The sequence below is a fragment of the Brevibacterium sediminis genome (assembly GCF_013623905.1).
GTDB classification, from domain to species: domain Bacteria; phylum Actinomycetota; class Actinomycetes; order Actinomycetales; family Brevibacteriaceae; genus Brevibacterium; species Brevibacterium sediminis.
In genome coordinates, this window is the sequence record NZ_JABKDD010000001.1 from 435,256 (window position 1) to 451,471 (window position 16,216).

16 protein-coding genes are annotated in these 16,216 nt (G+C 65.0%); all 16 read left to right on the forward strand.

All coding sequences use genetic code 11. From position 1 onward, the window contains the following. The first annotated feature begins 31 nt into the window (after positions 1-31). Positions 32-1,207 (forward strand): MFS transporter, encoded by a 1,176-nt coding sequence (locus tag HK108_RS02000; RefSeq protein WP_139907898.1) that lies wholly within the window; start codon positions 32-34, stop codon positions 1,205-1,207. 84 nt (positions 1,208-1,291) lie between these two features. Beyond that, on the forward strand, positions 1,292-2,119 hold the full coding sequence (locus tag HK108_RS02005; protein ID WP_180987859.1) for a DALR anticodon-binding domain-containing protein: 828 nt from the start codon (positions 1,292-1,294) through the stop codon (positions 2,117-2,119). Continuing rightward, positions 2,119-3,558, forward strand: a complete 1,440-nt coding sequence (lysA, locus tag HK108_RS02010) for a diaminopimelate decarboxylase (RefSeq protein WP_139907903.1) — start codon at positions 2,119-2,121, stop codon at positions 3,556-3,558. The genes HK108_RS02005 and lysA overlap by 1 nt, the downstream gene beginning before the upstream one ends. A 35-nt stretch (positions 3,559-3,593) precedes the next feature. Next, on the forward strand, positions 3,594-4,901 hold the full coding sequence (locus HK108_RS02015) for a homoserine dehydrogenase (RefSeq protein WP_139907905.1): 1,308 nt from the start codon (positions 3,594-3,596) through the stop codon (positions 4,899-4,901). 2 nt (positions 4,902-4,903) lie between these two features. Then, positions 4,904-5,989, forward strand: a complete 1,086-nt coding sequence (gene thrC / locus HK108_RS02020; RefSeq protein WP_139907907.1) for a threonine synthase — start codon at positions 4,904-4,906, stop codon at positions 5,987-5,989. A 2-nt stretch (positions 5,990-5,991) separates the two neighbouring features. Beyond that, the gene (thrB, locus tag HK108_RS02025) at positions 5,992-6,894 is read left to right on the forward strand and encodes a homoserine kinase (protein ID WP_139907909.1); all 903 of its coding nucleotides are present in this window, start codon (positions 5,992-5,994) and stop codon (positions 6,892-6,894) included. Between the two features lie 224 nt (positions 6,895-7,118). Next, positions 7,119-9,131, forward strand: a complete 2,013-nt coding sequence (rho, locus tag HK108_RS02030; RefSeq protein WP_139907912.1) for a transcription termination factor Rho — start codon at positions 7,119-7,121, stop codon at positions 9,129-9,131. A gap of 1 nt (position 9,132) precedes the next feature. After that, positions 9,133-10,209 (forward strand): peptide chain release factor 1, encoded by a 1,077-nt coding sequence (gene prfA / locus HK108_RS02035; RefSeq protein WP_181270441.1) that lies wholly within the window; start codon positions 9,133-9,135, stop codon positions 10,207-10,209. A gap of 1 nt (position 10,210) precedes the next feature. Then, entirely contained in the window at positions 10,211-11,137 is a 927-nt protein-coding gene (prmC, locus tag HK108_RS02040; protein WP_139909757.1) for a peptide chain release factor N(5)-glutamine methyltransferase, read from the forward strand. A gap of 77 nt (positions 11,138-11,214) precedes the next feature. After that, on the forward strand, positions 11,215-11,865 hold the full coding sequence (locus HK108_RS02045) for an L-threonylcarbamoyladenylate synthase (protein ID WP_139466979.1): 651 nt from the start codon (positions 11,215-11,217) through the stop codon (positions 11,863-11,865). Then, positions 11,866-12,975, forward strand: a complete 1,110-nt coding sequence (locus HK108_RS02050) for an MraY family glycosyltransferase (RefSeq protein WP_181270442.1) — start codon at positions 11,866-11,868, stop codon at positions 12,973-12,975. After that, positions 12,972-13,418: a Cg1360 family ATP-synthase-associated protein gene (locus HK108_RS02055; RefSeq protein WP_181270443.1), complete on the forward strand. Its 447-nt coding sequence runs from the start codon at positions 12,972-12,974 to the stop codon at positions 13,416-13,418. The genes HK108_RS02050 and HK108_RS02055 overlap by 4 nt, the downstream gene beginning before the upstream one ends. Positions 13,419-13,745: 327 nt before the next feature. Next, positions 13,746-14,492, forward strand: coding sequence for a F0F1 ATP synthase subunit A (atpB, locus tag HK108_RS02060; protein ID WP_181270444.1), 747 nt, complete (start codon positions 13,746-13,748; stop codon positions 14,490-14,492). A gap of 80 nt (positions 14,493-14,572) precedes the next feature. Next, positions 14,573-14,803, forward strand: coding sequence for a F0F1 ATP synthase subunit C (gene atpE / locus HK108_RS02065; protein WP_139907920.1), 231 nt, complete (start codon positions 14,573-14,575; stop codon positions 14,801-14,803). A 19-nt stretch (positions 14,804-14,822) separates the two neighbouring features. Next, positions 14,823-15,374, forward strand: coding sequence for a F0F1 ATP synthase subunit B (locus HK108_RS02070; RefSeq protein WP_181270445.1), 552 nt, complete (start codon positions 14,823-14,825; stop codon positions 15,372-15,374). Then, the gene (locus tag HK108_RS02075; protein WP_139907922.1) at positions 15,374-16,180 is read left to right on the forward strand and encodes a F0F1 ATP synthase subunit delta; all 807 of its coding nucleotides are present in this window, start codon (positions 15,374-15,376) and stop codon (positions 16,178-16,180) included. The genes HK108_RS02070 and HK108_RS02075 overlap by 1 nt, the downstream gene beginning before the upstream one ends. Positions 16,181-16,216 lie beyond the last annotated feature (36 nt).

Genomic DNA, 16,216 nt, shown 5'->3' on the forward strand with positions numbered 1-16,216 from the left:
CCGGACGTCGGTGTCTGATAGGAAAGAGCTCATGAACTCCGCGCGCATCCGCATTCTGATCGTCCTCGGAATCGTCTTCGCTGCCTTCAATCTGCGCCCCGGAGTCACCGGGCTCTCGCCTCTGCTCGACACCATGGGCGAAGAGATCGAACTGAGCGCGGTGTTCCTGGCCGTCATCGGCATGCTGCCGCCGCTGCTCTACGGCATCAGCGGCTTCATCACCCCGCGGCTCTATGCCCGCTTCTCCGGACTCGGCCTGACCTTGGCCGCCATGGTGATGGTCATGATCGGACTGGGTGTCCGCGCGGTCATCGATTCGCCATCGCTGTTCCTGGCGCTGAGCGTGCTGGCCCTGCTGGGAATGGGCATCGGCAACGTCATCCTCCCGCCCCTGGTGAAATCGTATTTCCCCGACAGGGTGGCCCTCATGTCGACCGTGCACGTCGGGCTCCTCCAGTTCGGGACGTTCATTCCGCCGCTCGTGGCGGTTCCCCTCGCCTCCGGTGTCGGTTGGAGAGGCTCACTGCTCGTCTGGGCCGGTTTCGCGGCTCTGGGTGCGGTCGTGTGGATCGCCATCCGCATCGTCATGCCCGCACCCGCCGCCGAGGTGGCCGTCGCCGTCGTCGGCGGCAGTGAGCTCTCTCGCCTTCTGCGCAGCCCTCGGGCCTGGGCGCTGATGACGATGACGGGTCTGACGTCGTTCAACAACTTCATCCTCTTCACCTGGCTGCCGGGTCTGCTCACCCGCTCCGGGTTCGATGCTGCCTTCGGCGGGGCGATGCTCGCGCTGGTCACCGCCATCCCTCTCGTCCTCGGATTCGTCCTGCCGACCCTGGCTCAGAAGATGACCTCGGCCTATCCCATCGTCGTCGGCTTCTGCCTCAGCCTGGCCGTGGGGTACCTGGGTCTGTGGCTGCTGCCGACAGCGGCTCCCGTGCTGTGGACAGTGCTGCTGGGCATCGGCATCTCCACGTTCCCACTCGCTCTGACACTCATCACCCTCCGGGCGCGAAACGCCGAGGCGGCGGCTTCCCTGTCCGGCTTCGTCCAGGGCGGCGGGTATCTCCTCGCGGCCACCGGCCCGTTGATCTTCGCCTTTCTCCTCCAGAGCTTCGACAGCATGTGGCCGGCATTCGTCGTGGTGCTCGCCTCGGTGGCCGTCAAATTCTTCGTCAGCCACGCCGCCTGCCGACCCGGCGCCATCTGAGGCCTGGCGGGCTTCCGTCTCGTCATGAGAGCGAAGACGACATCGGATTCGTCCTCGCCGTCCGGGCCCGAGTACTCTGTTCGAGTGACCCCGGAAGACTTGCAGACTGCACTCGCGCGCGCCTTGGCGACGGCCGAGGCAGGCCTCGTCGCACCGGGGTTCGCCATGCAGATCGACGTCCTGGCTCCGAACCGTTCCGAACTCGGTGACTGGACGACGCCCGTGGCGCTGCGCGCCGCCGCTGCACCCGAGCAGCGGACCGAGCTCGCCGCACATCTGTGCACCGAACTGCGTGTCCTGACCGGGGTGGCGGATGCCGTCATCGCCGGGCCCGGCTTCGTCAACGTGACCCTCACTCCCGCTGGCCGAGCACATGTGCTCAGCGACATCATCACTGCAGCGGGGGAGACCGATTCGATCGAGGGAGCGGAACAGGACGGGTCGCCGCTGCGCACGCTGCTCGTCGCTGCGGACCGGGAATCGGCACAGGCGCCTGTCACCGGCGACCACGACCGTGACGTCGACCCGGTCGCGGTGAACAGCCTGCAGCGCGGCCATGCCGCCGCCTGCCGGGAGCAGCGGCGGGCGCACCGGGCGGGAATCCCGTCCGAGGCCGTCGACGCGGCGGGACTCGAGGATCCGAGCGAGACGCGAATGCTCAATGCCGTGGCGGGACTGCCGTCAGCGCTGGAACGCTCGCGCCGCCTCGGCGAGAACGATCTGTTCGTCAACGCTCTTATCGACCTCGGCGATGCCGTCGAGGACTGGATCCGCCGCTGTCCGGTCACTCCGACGGTCGATGAGGACATCACCGTCACCCATGCCTCCCGGCTCTTCGCTCTGAGAGCCGTCATCATCGTCCTCGCCGCAGGACTACGACAATTGGGCGCTTCGGCCCCGGAGAGGATCTGATGCCCGCACATATCGCAGGGACTCTGCACGCGACACCGGCCCCGGTGTGGCTGCCCTATCCCGATGACGTCAATGCCCTGTTGCCGAGTCTGTGGTCGGACAACGTCACGAAGACCGACGACGGGGTGCTCACGATCGCCGGTCATTCCGTGACGGACCTGGCCGAACGATACGGGACCCCTACTCTCGTCATGGACGTCGCTGACTTCCGCAGCCGTGCCGAGGCCTACCTGAGCACATTCTCCAACGCCTTCTCCGTGGAGAAGGGACTGGCCGGCGCCGATGTGTTCTACGCCGGGAAGGCATTCTTGTGCACAGCTGTAGCCCGCTGGGTGCATGAGGCCGGGCTCGGCCTCGACACCTGCTCCCTGGGCGAGATGATGATCGCCCGCGCCGCCGGTGTCCCCGGCGACCGCGTCGGGCTGCACGGAAACAACAAATCGGCGGCGGAGCTCGAATACGCCCTCGACTACGGCGTGGCCAGGATCTTCGTCGACAGCCTCGATGAGGTCGCACGTCTGGAATCCATCGCTGCGGCCAGAGGAACGGTCGCCCCGGTCATGCTGCGAGTCACGGTCGGCGTCGAAGCGCACACCCACGACTTCATCGCCACGGCTCACGAAGACCAGAAGTTCGGGCTCTCCCTCGCCGACGGTATCGCCGCCCGGGCCGCTCGTCTGGTCGCCGAATCCGAACATCTGCGTCTCGACGGTCTCCACTCCCACATCGGTTCGCAGATCTTCGACATCTCCGGATTCCAGGTCGCCGCCTCCCGCGTACTCGCCTTCCGAGCCGAGATCATGGGCGAACACGGCATCGACCTGCCCGATGTCGACCTCGGCGGCGGCTTCGGCATCCGCTACACCTCCCAGGACACGCCGATCCCAGTCGCGGAGATGGCCGCAGAGCTCGCTGCCGTCGTGGCCAAGGAATGCCGGGGCCTGGGCACGAGCGTCCCCAGGATCTCCATCGAACCCGGTCGCGCCATCGTCTCCCCGGCGGTGTTCACTCTCTACGAGGTCGGCACCGTCAAACAGGTGAGCACGGACAGCGGCACTCGCACATATGTCGCCGTCAACGGGGGAATGAGCGACAACATCCGCACGGCACTCTACGACGCGGACTATTCGTGCACCCTGGCCAACCGGAACTCGAACGCCGAGCCTGCGATCGTGCGGGTCGTCGGCAAGCACTGCGAATCCGGTGACATCATCGTCCGCGACGAATACATGGGTGCAGACGTCACCGCAGGCGATCTCGTCGCGGTCCCGACCACCGGGGCGTACTGTCGCTCGCTGGCCAACAACTACAACCATCTGCCCCGGCCGGGCGTGCTGGCCGTCGAGGCCGATAGAGTTGAGTGGATCGTGACCCCCGAAGACCACACGCAGATGTTCGCCACCGACCCGGGAATGGCCGGGGGAGAGGCGTCGAACTGATGAGTGTGAGAGACAAGAGCGGAAAAGGTGAGGAAATGCAGGCACTGAAGGTTGCCATGCTCGGATGCGGAGTCGTCGGCACGGAGGTCGCCGCCCGAATCCAGAATCGGGCGGAGGGCCTGGCCGAGCGCATCGGCGCTCCGTTGGAGCTGAGCGCCATCGTCGTCCGCGATGCCTCGAAGGCCCGCCCGGGAATTGACGAGAAGCTGCTGACGACCGACGCCGAGGCGGCCATCGCCGGAGCCGATATCGTCGTCGAGCTGATGGGCGGAATCGAACCCGCCCGCTCGCTCATCACCGCAGCGCTGCGCCAGGGTTCATCGGTCGTGACCGCGAACAAGGCTCTGCTGGCCGCCAGCTACGGCGAGCTCATGTCCGCTGCCGACGCCGCTGGTGTGCGCCTCGAGCACGAAGCAGCGGTGGCAGGGGCCATCCCGATCATCCGACCCGTCGGCGATTCGCTGGCCGGCGACCGGATCGAACGCATCATGGGCATCGTCAACGGCACGACGAACTACATCCTCGACCAGATGGACTCCGAGGGCTGGGATTTCGACCAGGCGCTCACCGCCGCCCAAGGGCTCGGATACGCAGAGGCCGATCCGACCGCTGACATCGGCGGACACGATGCGGCGGCGAAGGCTGCGATCCTGTCATCTCTGGCATTCCACGCACCCGTGTCGATCGACGACGTCCACGTCGAAGGCATCGAAGACGTCACCGCCGAGATGGTCGAGACCGCCCGGGACCAGGGCTTCGTCATCAAACTCCTCGCCGTGTGCGAACGTGTGGCCTCATCACCGGCGGGCGCCGGACTCTCGGCGCGCGTCTATCCGGCGCTTCTCGACCAAGGACACGCACTGGCATCCGTTCGCGGTGCCTTCAACGCCGTGTTCATCGAGGCCGAAGCCGCCGGCGAGCTGATGTTCTACGGACAGGGGGCCGGGGGAGCACCGACCGCATCCGCCGTGCTCGGCGACCTCGTGTCCGTGGCCAGGCGCAAGGTGCTCGGCGGACGCGGACAGTACGAACGCCCCTTCCACGAGGACTACCCGATCCTGCCGATCTCGGCGATCACGACCAGGTACCACATCACCCTCGACGTGGTCGACCGTCCCGGTGTGCTCGCCGCGGTCTCCGAGGTCTTTGCCGATGAAGGGGCATCCATCGAACTGATGCGACAGACGATCGGGGACATCGACGACAACGGCGTCCAGCACGCGAAGCTCGTGCTGGCCACCCACTCGAACACCGACTCGACTCTGCAGAAGACGGTCGATCGACTCGTCGATCTGCCTGTCGTCCACACCGTCAAATCCGTGATCCGCGTAGAAGGACAGTGACTATGAACTACCCCAGACACCAGTGGCAGGGCGTCGTCGAGGAATACCGCAGCCTCCTCGACATCTCCGCTGACACTCCTGCCGTCACACTCGGTGAGGGCGGGACCCCGCTGATCAGGGCGGAGAAGCTCAGCGCACGCACCGGTGCCCAGGTGTGGGTGAAGTACGAGGGCCTCAATCCGACTGCGTCGTTCAAAGACCGCGGTATGACAATGGCGATCACCAAGGCTGTGGCCCACGGTGCCAAGGCCGTCATCTGCGCCTCGACGGGCAACACCTCGGCCTCTGCCGCCGCCTATGCCACGAAGGCCGGACTGACCTGCGCTGTGCTCGTGCCCACCGGCAAGATCGCGCCGGGGAAGATGAGCCAGGCCATCGCCCACGGAGCGACCCTGCTCGAAGTCGACGGAAACTTCGACGACTGCCTGACGTTGTGCCGTAAGCTCTCGGAGTCCTACCCGGTCCACCTCGTCAACTCGGTCAATCCCGATCGCATCGAAGGTCAGAAGACCGCGGCTTTCGAAGTCGTCGACGTCCTCGGCGACGCTCCCGACATCCATGTTCTGCCCGTCGGCAACGCCGGCAACATCACGGCGTACTGGAAGGGCTACAACGAATACCGCGAACACGGGATCTCCAAGCAGCTGCCGCAGATGTGGGGCTTCCAGGCCGCCGGTGCCGCACCGCTGGTGCTCGGCCACCCCGTCGACGAACCGGACACGGTGGCGACCGCCATCCGCATCGGCAACCCCGCCAGCTGGACGCAGGCCGAAGCGGCGCGTGACGACTCGGGCGGTCTCATCGATTCGGTCACCGACGACGAGATCCTCGCCGCCCATAAGATCCTGTCCAGCGAAGAGGGCATCTTCGTCGAACCCGGTTCGGCCGCCTCGGTGGCGGGTCTGCTGAAGATGGCCGACGCCGGTCGGGTCCCTGCCGATGCGACGATCGCGGTCACCGTGACCGGTCACGGACTCAAGGACCCCAGCTGGGCCCTGCACACCGCCGACGGGTCCGATATCGAGACCAAGCGGGTCTCCGTCGACGCCGTCAGCGCCGCACGCGCCCTGGGACTCGAGGACAGCTGAGGGTGCGCGTCCGACTCGAGGTCCCGGCCACCTCGGCGAATCTGGGGCCCGGCTACGACTCGTACGGGCTGGCCCTCGACATCGTCGACACCCTCATCGTCACCGTCCACGACGCAGCGGTCGATCCTCACCGATGCGTCGAGGTCACGGGGGAGGGCGCCGAGGTGCTGCCCCGGGACGGCTCGCACCTGATCATGCGCATCATCGGTGAGGTGCTCGACTCGGAGTTTCCCGCCGTCGCGGCGGAGTTGAGGCAGCGTCTGTCGCTGGAGTGCGACAACCGGATCCCTCATTCGCGTGGATTGGGCTCCTCGGCCGCGGCCGTCGTGGCCGGCATCGCCCTCGCAGCGGAGCTCGGAGCCTGGTCGACCGGAGTCGAGCTGAGCCGGGACCGGATCCTCGAGATCGCCACCGCCGTCGAGGGGCATCCGGACAACGCCGCCCCCGCGATCTTCGGCGGACTCACCGTCTCTCTGTCGGAGCCAGTGAAGTCGTGGCAGGTGCCGGTGCGCACCGTCGAGGCGGTCACCGTGCTCGTGCCCTCGTTCCGCCTTGACACCGAGGTCGCCCGTGGACTCATTCCCGCCGGCATCGATCACGCGATCGCGGCCGATAATTCGGCTCGGGCGGGCCTGCTCGTCCACGGGATGAGCAATGACTCCCAGGTGCTCTTCGAAGCCACCCGCGACCAGCTCCATCAGGAATTCCGTCGCGGCGCCTATCCGGAGTCGATGGCGCTGGTCGACGCACTGCGCGCCGAGGGTCTCCCGGCCGTCGTCTCCGGCGCCGGACCGACGGTGCTCGTCCTCGCCGAGGCGGTTCCCGACGCCCTCGTGCCGGAAGGCTTCGTCGCTCAGCGCACCGCGATTGACCTGGGTGGTTACCGGGTGAGCCGAGAAATCTGAGGAAACGATTCGCCAGATCGTCTCCGAACAAGTAGACTGTGGGTGTTCCGACAGGGCACGGCTTCCCGCTGTTCTTCACAGGTCCGTCGCCGATGTCATACATTCTGGAACATCTCCTGCTCATTCTTTAGCAGGTTTTCTTTCACAACGCACCGTCAATGGTGTTTCCGTCGCCGTGAGCAAACGGCACATGCCGCACGGCCGAAAGAGGGAGAAGGACCTTCGTGTCTGAAACCACCACTCAGGATTCCACCCCGCGCACAGGCAGCCTCACAGCGCTGCGGCTGCCTCAGCTCCAGGAAATGGCTGCCGGGCTGGGAATCAAGGGTTACCGTCGCCTTCGCAAGAGCGAACTGATCGACGCCATCAACAGCCACTCGGGCGGATCCGCTGAGAAGAAATCCGCCCCCACCGAGAAGAAGCCCGCCGCAGAACCGGCCGCCAAGACCGAGAAGCCCGCGGAGAAGCAGGACGAGAAGAAGCAGGAGTCGACGAATCGTCGCTCCTCGCGTCGCTCTGTCGCTTCCGCGTCCGAGGACGCTCCGGCGCTCATCATCGAGCCGAACTCCGAGTCCTCGTCGTCTTCGACGGCGAACGAGTCCGGTGCGGATCAATCGGGAGGAGCACCCTCCGAGGAGAACAGCGGCGACCAGGATCGTCAGCGTTCCCGCCGCAGCCGTTCTCGCTCCCGGGGCTCCGAGTCCCAGACCGAGGGCCGCGACAGCAGCGGTGAGGAAGCGGCCGACCACGGCGGCCAGGATCGCTCCGGCGACCAGGACCGCTCCGACCGTGACCACCGCGGCGGGCGCGACAACGACCGTCGCAGCCGGAACAACGACCGTTCCGACGACAACCGAGGCGGCAATGACCGGGGCGGCGGCAACGGCCGGGGCAACAACGACCGGGACGGCGGCAACGATCGCGGCCACCGCAACGACCGGGGCGGCAACAACGATCGCAACGATCGTCGCAACCGCAGCAACGACGATGACGATCGCGGCAACAACCGCCGCGGACGGGGTCGTGACCGGAAGCGCCGCGGCCGCGGCAACGACGAGCCGGACATCCGCAACGACGATGTGCTCATCCCTGTCGGCGGCATCCTCGACGTCCACGACAACTACGCCTTCCTCCGCACCTCCGGCTACCTGCCGGGACCGAACGACGTGTACCTTTCGGCGTCCATGGTGCGCAAGAACGGTCTGCGCAAGGGCGACGCTGTCGCCGGTGCGATCCGTCAGCCGCGTGAGAACGAACAGCGGAACAACAAGCGCGAGAAGTTCGATGCTCTCGTCCGCCTCGATTCCGTCAACGGGCTCACCGTCGACGATGCCCGCAGCCGTGTCGAGTTCTCGAAGCTGACTCCGCTCTACCCCCAGGATCGACTGCGCCTCGAGACCACCTCGAAGCTGCACTCGACTCGTCTCATCGATCTCATCACCCCCATCGGCAAGGGCCAGCGCGGACTCATCGTTGCGCCTCCGAAGGCCGGCAAGACGACGATCATGCAGCAGATCGCCAACGCGATCACGGAGAACAACCCCGAAGCGCACCTCATGGTCGTCCTCGTCGACGAACGTCCCGAGGAAGTCACGGACATGCAGCGTGCGGTCAAGGGCGAAGTCATCGCCTCGACCTTCGACCGTCCGGCCGACGACCACACCACGATCGCCGAACTCGCCATCGAACGCGCCAAGCGTCTCGTCGAGATGGGTTCCGATGTCGTCGTGCTGCTCGACAACATCACGCGCCTGGGACGTGCCTACAACATCGCTCAGCCTGCATCCGGTCGGATCCTCTCCGGCGGTGTCGACGCCAATGCGCTCTACCCGCCGAAGAAGTTCTTCGGTGCTGCACGCAACATCGAAGGCGGCGGCTCGCTGACCATCCTCGCCACGGCTCTCGTCGAGACCGGCTCCAAGATGGACGAAGTCATCTTCGAAGAGTTCAAGGGCACCGGCAACATGGAGCTGCGTCTGAGCCGTCAGCTTGCCGACAAGCGCATCTTCCCGGCCATCGACGTCAACTCCTCGAGCACCCGCCGCGAAGAGATGCTCATGACCAAGGAAGAGACGAAGGTCATGTGGCAGCTGCGCCGACTGCTCTCGGGCCTCGAGCAGCAGCAGGCTGTCGAGCTGCTCATGTCGAAGCTCAAGGAGACCGGCTCGAACGTCGAGTTCCTCATGCAGGTGCAGAAGACGACCCCGCTGCCGAAGTCGTCGACCGACAACAGCTGAGATGGTCGACGACACCCTCACGGCCAGCGTCAGCGCACTGCTCGATGAGCACGCCCGGGTGCAGGAGGAACTCTCCGACCCCGCGGTCCACGTTGACGCCGGCCGGGCCAAGAAGCTGACCAGGCGGTACGCGGAACTCGACAAGGTCGCCGCGGCCGCCCGGCACTTCGCCCAACTCGAAGCCGACCACGCAGCCGCCGTGGAGCTGGCCGAGGACGACGCCGACTTCGCTGCGGAGGCCAAGCGTCTGTCCGCAGAGATGGAGACGGCCGAGGGTGAGCTCAAAGATCTCCTGGTACCCAGCGACCCGGATGACTCCCGAGACGCCATCATCGAGATCAAAGCCGGCGAAGGCGGGGACGAATCCGCACTGTTCGCCGGTGACCTGCTGCGGATGTACCAGCGGTGGATCGACTCGCGCGGCTGGTCGAGCCAGATCCTCGACGCCACCCACTCGGATCTCGGCGGATACAAGGACGTCACCATGGCCGTCAAGGCGAAGAACGACGGCGCCTACGGCTGGGTGAAGTTCGAAGGCGGAGTGCACCGTGTCCAAAGGGTGCCGGTCACCGAATCGCAGGGACGCATCCACACCTCCGCGGCCGGTGTGCTCGTCTTCCCCGAGGTCGATGAACCCGAAGAGATCCAGTTGGACGAACACGATCTGCGCATCGACGTCTACCGCTCGTCCGGACCCGGCGGCCAGTCCGTGAACACCACGGACTCCGCTGTGCGCATCACGCACCTGCCGACCGGAATCACAGCGAGCTGCCAGAACGAGAAGTCCCAGCTGCAGAACAAAGACGCAGCGATGCGCATGCTCCGTGCTCGGATCTTGGCCAAGCAGGCCGAAGAGGCGGCAGCGGAAGCTGCCGACATCCGTCGTTCGCAGGTGCGCACCGTTGATCGCTCGGAACGCATCCGCACCTACAATTTTCCGGAGAACCGGATCACCGATCACCGCACCGGATACAAGGCCTACAATCTCGATCAGGTGCTCGCCGGCGATCTCGACCCGGTCATCGGATCCTGCCGAGACGCCGACAAGGCCGCACGCCTCGACGCACTGGGGGACTGACCTGGACACTGTCAGGCCGACTCTCGTCTCCGACCTCCTTCGCGGGGCGACCACGCTCCTCACCGAAGCAGGCATAGCGAGTCCCGAAGCCGATGCGCTCGAACTGCTCGCCCACGCATGGTCGATCGACAGGGCATCGCTGAGCCGCCGCCGTCTCTTCGACGAACCCGTGCCGGAGTCGGTGAGCACTCGATTCGCCGAACTCTGTGACCAGCGGAGGCGGCGGACGCCGCTGCAGCATCTCACCGGCATCGCCCACTTCCGGCATCTGCAGCTGCAGGTGGGCCCCGGAGTCTTCGTGCCCCGACCGGAGACGGAGCTGCTCGCCGGAGCCGTTCTGAGCGAACTGTCCGAACTCGCCGAAACTGACTCGACGACGGAGAACGACAAGGCTCGGCGTCCCTTCGTCATCGACCTGTGCTCCGGTTCGGGAGCGATCTCCCTCTCCGTTGCCACCGAATTCGACTGCGTCGACGTCCTCGGCGTCGAACGCGAATCCGCGGCCCTGGAATGGTCACTGAAGAACCTCGAGCAGTGCCGCCTCGGCGAGTCGACGGTCGAGTTCATCTCCGGTGATGCGACGACGATCACGAAGGCTCGGCCGGATCTGTGCGGGCGTGCCGACATCGTGGTGACGAACCCGCCCTATGTTCCCGATTCCGCCGTGCCGCGGGACCCGGAGGTCGCCGAACACGATCCCGCGGCCGCGCTCTACGGCGGGGATTCGGGTTTGGAGATTCCGGGACTCATCATCAGTCAAGCCGAGCAGCTGCTGAGATCAGGCGGACTCTTCCTCATGGAACACAGCGAGGAACAGGGCGAAGGGGCACGGGAACTCCTGGAGGCCACGGCCAGTCTGAGACATGCCGCCACATTCCATGACTACACTGGACGCGACCGCTATACAGTGGCGCGCCGTGAGGCGTAGGGGATCTCGGAGACGAATTCCCGCCGCGTACTGCCCAGTACCGAAACCACAACCCGAACATTCGAAACGGAGAACTCGTGTCGAGACGATTCGACGTCAGCCAAGAAGAGATCCGTGAACTCGTCTTCGACGAGTGCGCGCGAGTCGTCGACACAGGCAACCTGCTCGTCATCCCCACCGATACGGTCTACGGGATCGCCGCCGATGCCTTCAGCGCATCGGCCGTTGCGGCTCTGCTGGCGGCCAAGGGCCGGGGACGGGACATGCCGCCTCCGGTTCTCGTCCCACGCGCGGAGACCATCTTCGGGCTCGTCGACGGGGTCGATGAGACCGTGCTGGCACTGACCGCGAAATTCTGGCCCGGACCGCTGACGATCATCGCGAACGCTCAGCCCTCCCTCGACTGGGACCTCGGCGATACCCACGGAACCGTGGCCGTGCGCATGCCCGACGACGAGTCGGCGCTGGCCCTGCTCGGCCGCACCGGGCCTCTGGCCGTGTCGAGTGCGAACATCTCCGGACAGCCCGCCGCCAGGACCGCCGACGAAGCGCAGGAGATGCTCGGCGACGATGTCGACATCTACGTCGACGGGGGAGTGCGGGAGTCGGGGCTGTCCTCGACGATCATCGACCTCAGCGGCGACGTGCCCCGCATCCTGCGCCGCGGTCCGATCACCGCCGAGGACCTGCGCGAAATCGTCCCCGAACTCATCGACCTGGACGGCTGAGTGCGCGCCTACCTCTTCATCCTCGTCGTCTCCGCCCTCGTGGCGTACCTGCTGACTCCAATGGTCAAGCGGGTGGCCGAACGAGGAAAGATCTTCTCACCGCTGCGTGACCGCGACGTCCATTCCGTTCCGACGCCGAGGCTGGGCGGAGTCGCGATGTTCGGCGGGCTTCTGGCAGGCCTCATCTTCGCCTCTCAGATGCCCTTCCTCAATCGGATCTTCGTCGAATTGGGCCCGATCATCGGAATCGCCGGAGCCGCCGGCCTGCTGTGTCTGCTCGGAGTCATCGACGACATCTGGGACCTCCACTGGATGGCGAAGCTCGCCGGTCAGGCTCTCGCCGCAGGCTTCATGGCGATCAAGGGAGTGGCGCTGCTGTCGATTCCCTTCGGCGGAGTCATCATCGGCTCCCCGCGGATGTCGATCATCGTCACGGTCCTCGTCGTCCTCGTGACGATCAACGCGGTGAACTTCGTCGACGGACTCGACGGTCTCGCCGCGGGCGTCGTCGCCATCGGCGGCAGCGCCTTCTTCATCTACTCCTACTGGCTCGCTCGTGACGCTTCACCGGAGTCGTATGCGAACCTCGCCTCGCTCATCATCGCGATCCTCGTCGGCGCCTGCCTCGGTTTCCTCCCGCACAATTTCAATCCGGCGAGGATCTTCATGGGCGACTCCGGGTCGATGCTCATCGGCCTGCTGCTCGCCGCCTCGACGATCAGGGTCACCGGCCAGGTCGACCCGGCGCTGATCGGCCAAGAGCGAGCGTTCGCCACATTCATGCCGATCATCCTGCCTGTGGCCGTGATGTTCCTGCCGCTGCTCGACCTCGGACTGGCCGTGGTGCGCAGGCTGCGTGCCGGACAGTCTCCGTTCTCCGCCGATGCCAAACACCTCCACCACCGGATGCTGCGTCTGGGACATTCACACGCGCGTGCGGTGCTCATCCTCTATACCTGGACGGCGCTCATCGCCTTCGGATCGGTGCTGCTCCTGTTCAAGGGCTGGCTGTTCTCGGCCTGCGTCATCGGCGGCCTCGCTGCCATCACCCTGATCTTCACCTTCTATCCCCTTCGCATGCGTCAGAAAGCCAGAGAGGAAATCTCGTGACCGATCCGATACCGCGCCGAGAGACCGAAGTCGAAGCAGCTTGGACCCGCGTCTGGAGGACGCTGCTCATCCGGGGCATCATCCTCGTCCTTGTCGTCGCGGCCCTCGGCATGGGCATCGGCTGGCTGGTCTCGGGGATGACGGGATTCGTCGGCGGGGCCGTCGGCGGGGGACTGGCCGCGGTCTTCATCATCATCACCCTCGTCGTCATGTACGTCGGACGGAACATGGGGCTGACCGCGATCGCCGGGTTCCTCGGCATCGGTTTCCTCTTCAAGGCCTTCATCTTCATGATCGTCATCTGGCGCATCAAGGACGCCACCTGGCTCGACGGAACGGTCGCCTTCTTCACGATCGTCGTCGCAGTGATCGGCTCCTCGCTCGTCGAGGCGATCACCGTGGTCAAGGGACGGGTTCCCTATGTCGATCCGGAGGCGAATTAGTCGGGGAGACCAATCCTCGCTCCCATTTGAGACGCGTCGTAGGGCGAGGCGCAAGACGAATGACGTGTCGTATAAAATCGTTGACAGAAATTGCACAGAGAAGCCTGATGAATTTGTCGGTCACTCTCTACAGTTGGTAGAGTAGACCCGGTGCTTGGGCGGATCTTCGCCCTTTGTCGCTCCTGAACCTCAAGCCTCGCCTTCAGTGCGGGGCCAAGGCCAGGCCATCAGGGCCCTTGACCATGGGAGAGTAGTAAAAACGTGGGAACACTCAACGCCGCGAACACAACAGTCAGTGCTGCAGAAGGCGGCTTCCACGCACCGTCGATGGCTGAATTCTTTCCAGCCTCGTTCCTCTTTGAGGGCACACCGTTCGAAATGAACCGCGTGATGCTCATCCGCATCATCGCCACCGTCGCCGTCGTTGTGCTGCTGGCCGTCTGGGCCAAGCGCATGAAGCTCATCCCGTCCCGCTTCCAGTCGAGCATGGAGCTCGCCATGGAATTCGTGACCGTCGGCATCGCCGAAGACACGATGGGCAAGGAGAAAGCCAAGAAGTTCATGCCGCTCATTGTGGCGATCTTCTTCGGTATCCTCTTCTGGAACGTCACGAAGCTCATTCCGTTCCTCAATATGCCGGGAACCGGCGTCATCGGTATGCCGATCGTGCTGACCCTCGTGGTCTATGTGACCTACCACTGGGCCGGCATCGCGGAGAAGGGCCTCGGCCGCTACCTGAAGGATTCGCTCATCCTGCCCGGCGTCCCGCCGGTGATGCACATCCTGCTCATCCCGATCGAGTTCATCACCAAGTTCGTCACCCAGCCGTTCACTCTGGCGATCCGACTCTTCGCGAACATGATGGTCGGCCACCTCCTGCTCGTCCTCTGCTTCTCCGCTACGAGCTTCTTCCTCTTCGACGCCGCCAACGGATTCCAGTTCTTCGGCATCGTCACCTTCGCCGGCGGCATGTTCGTCTTCATTCTCGAGATGCTCATCGTCGTGCTGCAGGCCTACATCTTCGCTCTTCTGTCCTGTGTGTACATCAATGCCGCGATCTCGGACGAACACTGAGATCGCACCCAGTCTGTAACCCCCTAGTGTTACAAAGCCGGGCCAACCACCCGGCTGCCATATGAAAGGAAAAGCATCCTATGGATACGCTCGCTGCAGTTGAGATCACCGGTAGCCTCAGCACCATCGGCTACGGCCTCGCCGCAATCGGCCCCGGTGTCGGTGTCGGCATCGTCATCGGCAAGACCATCGAGGGAACCGCCCGTCAGCCCGAAATGGCCGGCGCCCTGCGCGGAAACATGTTCCTCGGTATCGCTCTGATCGAGGCCCTGGCCCTCATCGGTATCGCCACCCCGTTCTTCCTGCCCTGATCTCGAAGAGGACTGAAAGATGACTCCGGTAAACATCGTCGCCTCCGCGGAGAACCCGCTTCTCCCGGCGCTGTACGACATCGTCTGGAGTGCCGTCTGTCTGCTGATCGTCTTCCTGGTTGTCTGGAAGTACGTCCTTCCCGCCTTCAACAAGACCCTCGACGAGCGCGCTGAGCGCATCCAGGGTGGAATTGAGAAGGCCGAGAAGGTGCAGGCCGAAGCCGATCAGGCTCTGGCCGAGTATCAGAAGCAGCTCGCCGACGGTCGTGCCGAAGCTGCACGACTGCGCGCCGAGGCTCAGGAAGAAGGCGCCCAGATCATCGCCGACATGAAGGCCCAGGCTCACTCCGAGGCTGATCGCATCATCGCTCAGGCACAGACCCAGATCGACGCCGAACGTCAGTCCGCCATGGTGCAGCTGCGTTCCGAGGTCGGCACTCTTGCCACGGACCTGGCATCGCGCATCGTCGGTGAATCACTCCTCGATGACCAGCGTTCGGCCAATGTGGTTGATCGCTTCATCTCCGATCTCGAGTCCAACTCGTCCGCGCAGCCGGTCAAGGGGGCGTGATGCTCCAGTCGAGCAGATTGTCCCTGCAGGCCGTCCTCGAGACCGCGAATTCCGAGATCTCCGGGGGAGACCCCCGACAGATCGGTGAGGAGACTCTGGCACTCGTCGGCGTCCTCGCCGAGAATGTCGGACTGCGCAAGGCTCTGGCAGACTCCTCCGAGTCGGCCGAGAGGAAGCAGCAGCTGCTGCGGACTCTGTTCTCGACTCGGATCACGGATGCGGTTCTGCGTATCAGCGACAAGGCCGTCGGTCATCGTTGGGCGCGGACCCAGGACCTCGTCACCAGCCTCGAAGTCGCCGGTGTGACAGCGATCGCTGCTGCCGCACAGGCCGACGGGAAGCTGGGACAGGTCGAAGAGGAGATCTTCCGCTTCGCGCGTCTGCTTGAATCCAACCACGAGCTGTCCCGCGCGCTTGACTCGCAGGCCACCGATGAGAGCAAGCGTGCTCTCGTCTCCGACCTGCTTACCGGCAAGGCACAGCCAGACACCATCAAGCTGGTCGAACAGGCAGCTCTGCACCCGCGCGGACTCCGCGTGGCGAAGGCGCTCGACCAGTACAGCGATATCCTCGCCGCCCGCCAGCAGCGGTCGGTTGCGGACGTCACCGTCGCCAGACCTCTGAGCGAGTCGCAGACCGATAGGCTGCAGGCGGCATTGTCGGCCAGCTATGGTCGCGAACTCGTCCTCAATGTCCAGGTCGACCCCGATGTTCTCGGGGGAGTCCGGGTGCAGGTCGGCGACGAGATGATGAACTCGACCGTGGCCGATCGACTGGCCGATGTGCAGCGCAAGCTCGCAGGTTGACACTAGTGGCCGGCTTCTCCGGCATCGGCGGCCCAC

Excerpts from the sequence above, each read along its gene's own strand:
- HK108_RS02000 (WP_139907898.1), top strand. The coding sequence starts at position 32 with ATGAACTCCGCGCGCATCCGCATTCTGATCGTCCTCGGAATCGTCTTC.
- lysA (WP_139907903.1), top strand. The coding sequence starts at position 2,119 with ATGCCCGCACATATCGCAGGGACTCTGCACGCGACACCGGCCCCGGTG.
- HK108_RS02015 (WP_139907905.1), top strand. The coding sequence starts at position 3,594 with ATGCAGGCACTGAAGGTTGCCATGCTCGGATGCGGAGTCGTCGGCACG.
- thrC (WP_139907907.1), top strand. The coding sequence starts at position 4,904 with ATGAACTACCCCAGACACCAGTGGCAGGGCGTCGTCGAGGAATACCGC.
- prfA (WP_181270441.1), top strand. The coding sequence starts at position 9,133 with ATGGTCGACGACACCCTCACGGCCAGCGTCAGCGCACTGCTCGATGAG.
- atpB (WP_181270444.1), top strand. The coding sequence starts at position 13,746 with ATGGCTGAATTCTTTCCAGCCTCGTTCCTCTTTGAGGGCACACCGTTC.
- atpE (WP_139907920.1), top strand. The coding sequence starts at position 14,573 with ATGGATACGCTCGCTGCAGTTGAGATCACCGGTAGCCTCAGCACCATC.
- HK108_RS02070 (WP_181270445.1), top strand. The coding sequence starts at position 14,823 with ATGACTCCGGTAAACATCGTCGCCTCCGCGGAGAACCCGCTTCTCCCG.
- HK108_RS02075 (WP_139907922.1), top strand. The coding sequence starts at position 15,374 with ATGCTCCAGTCGAGCAGATTGTCCCTGCAGGCCGTCCTCGAGACCGCG.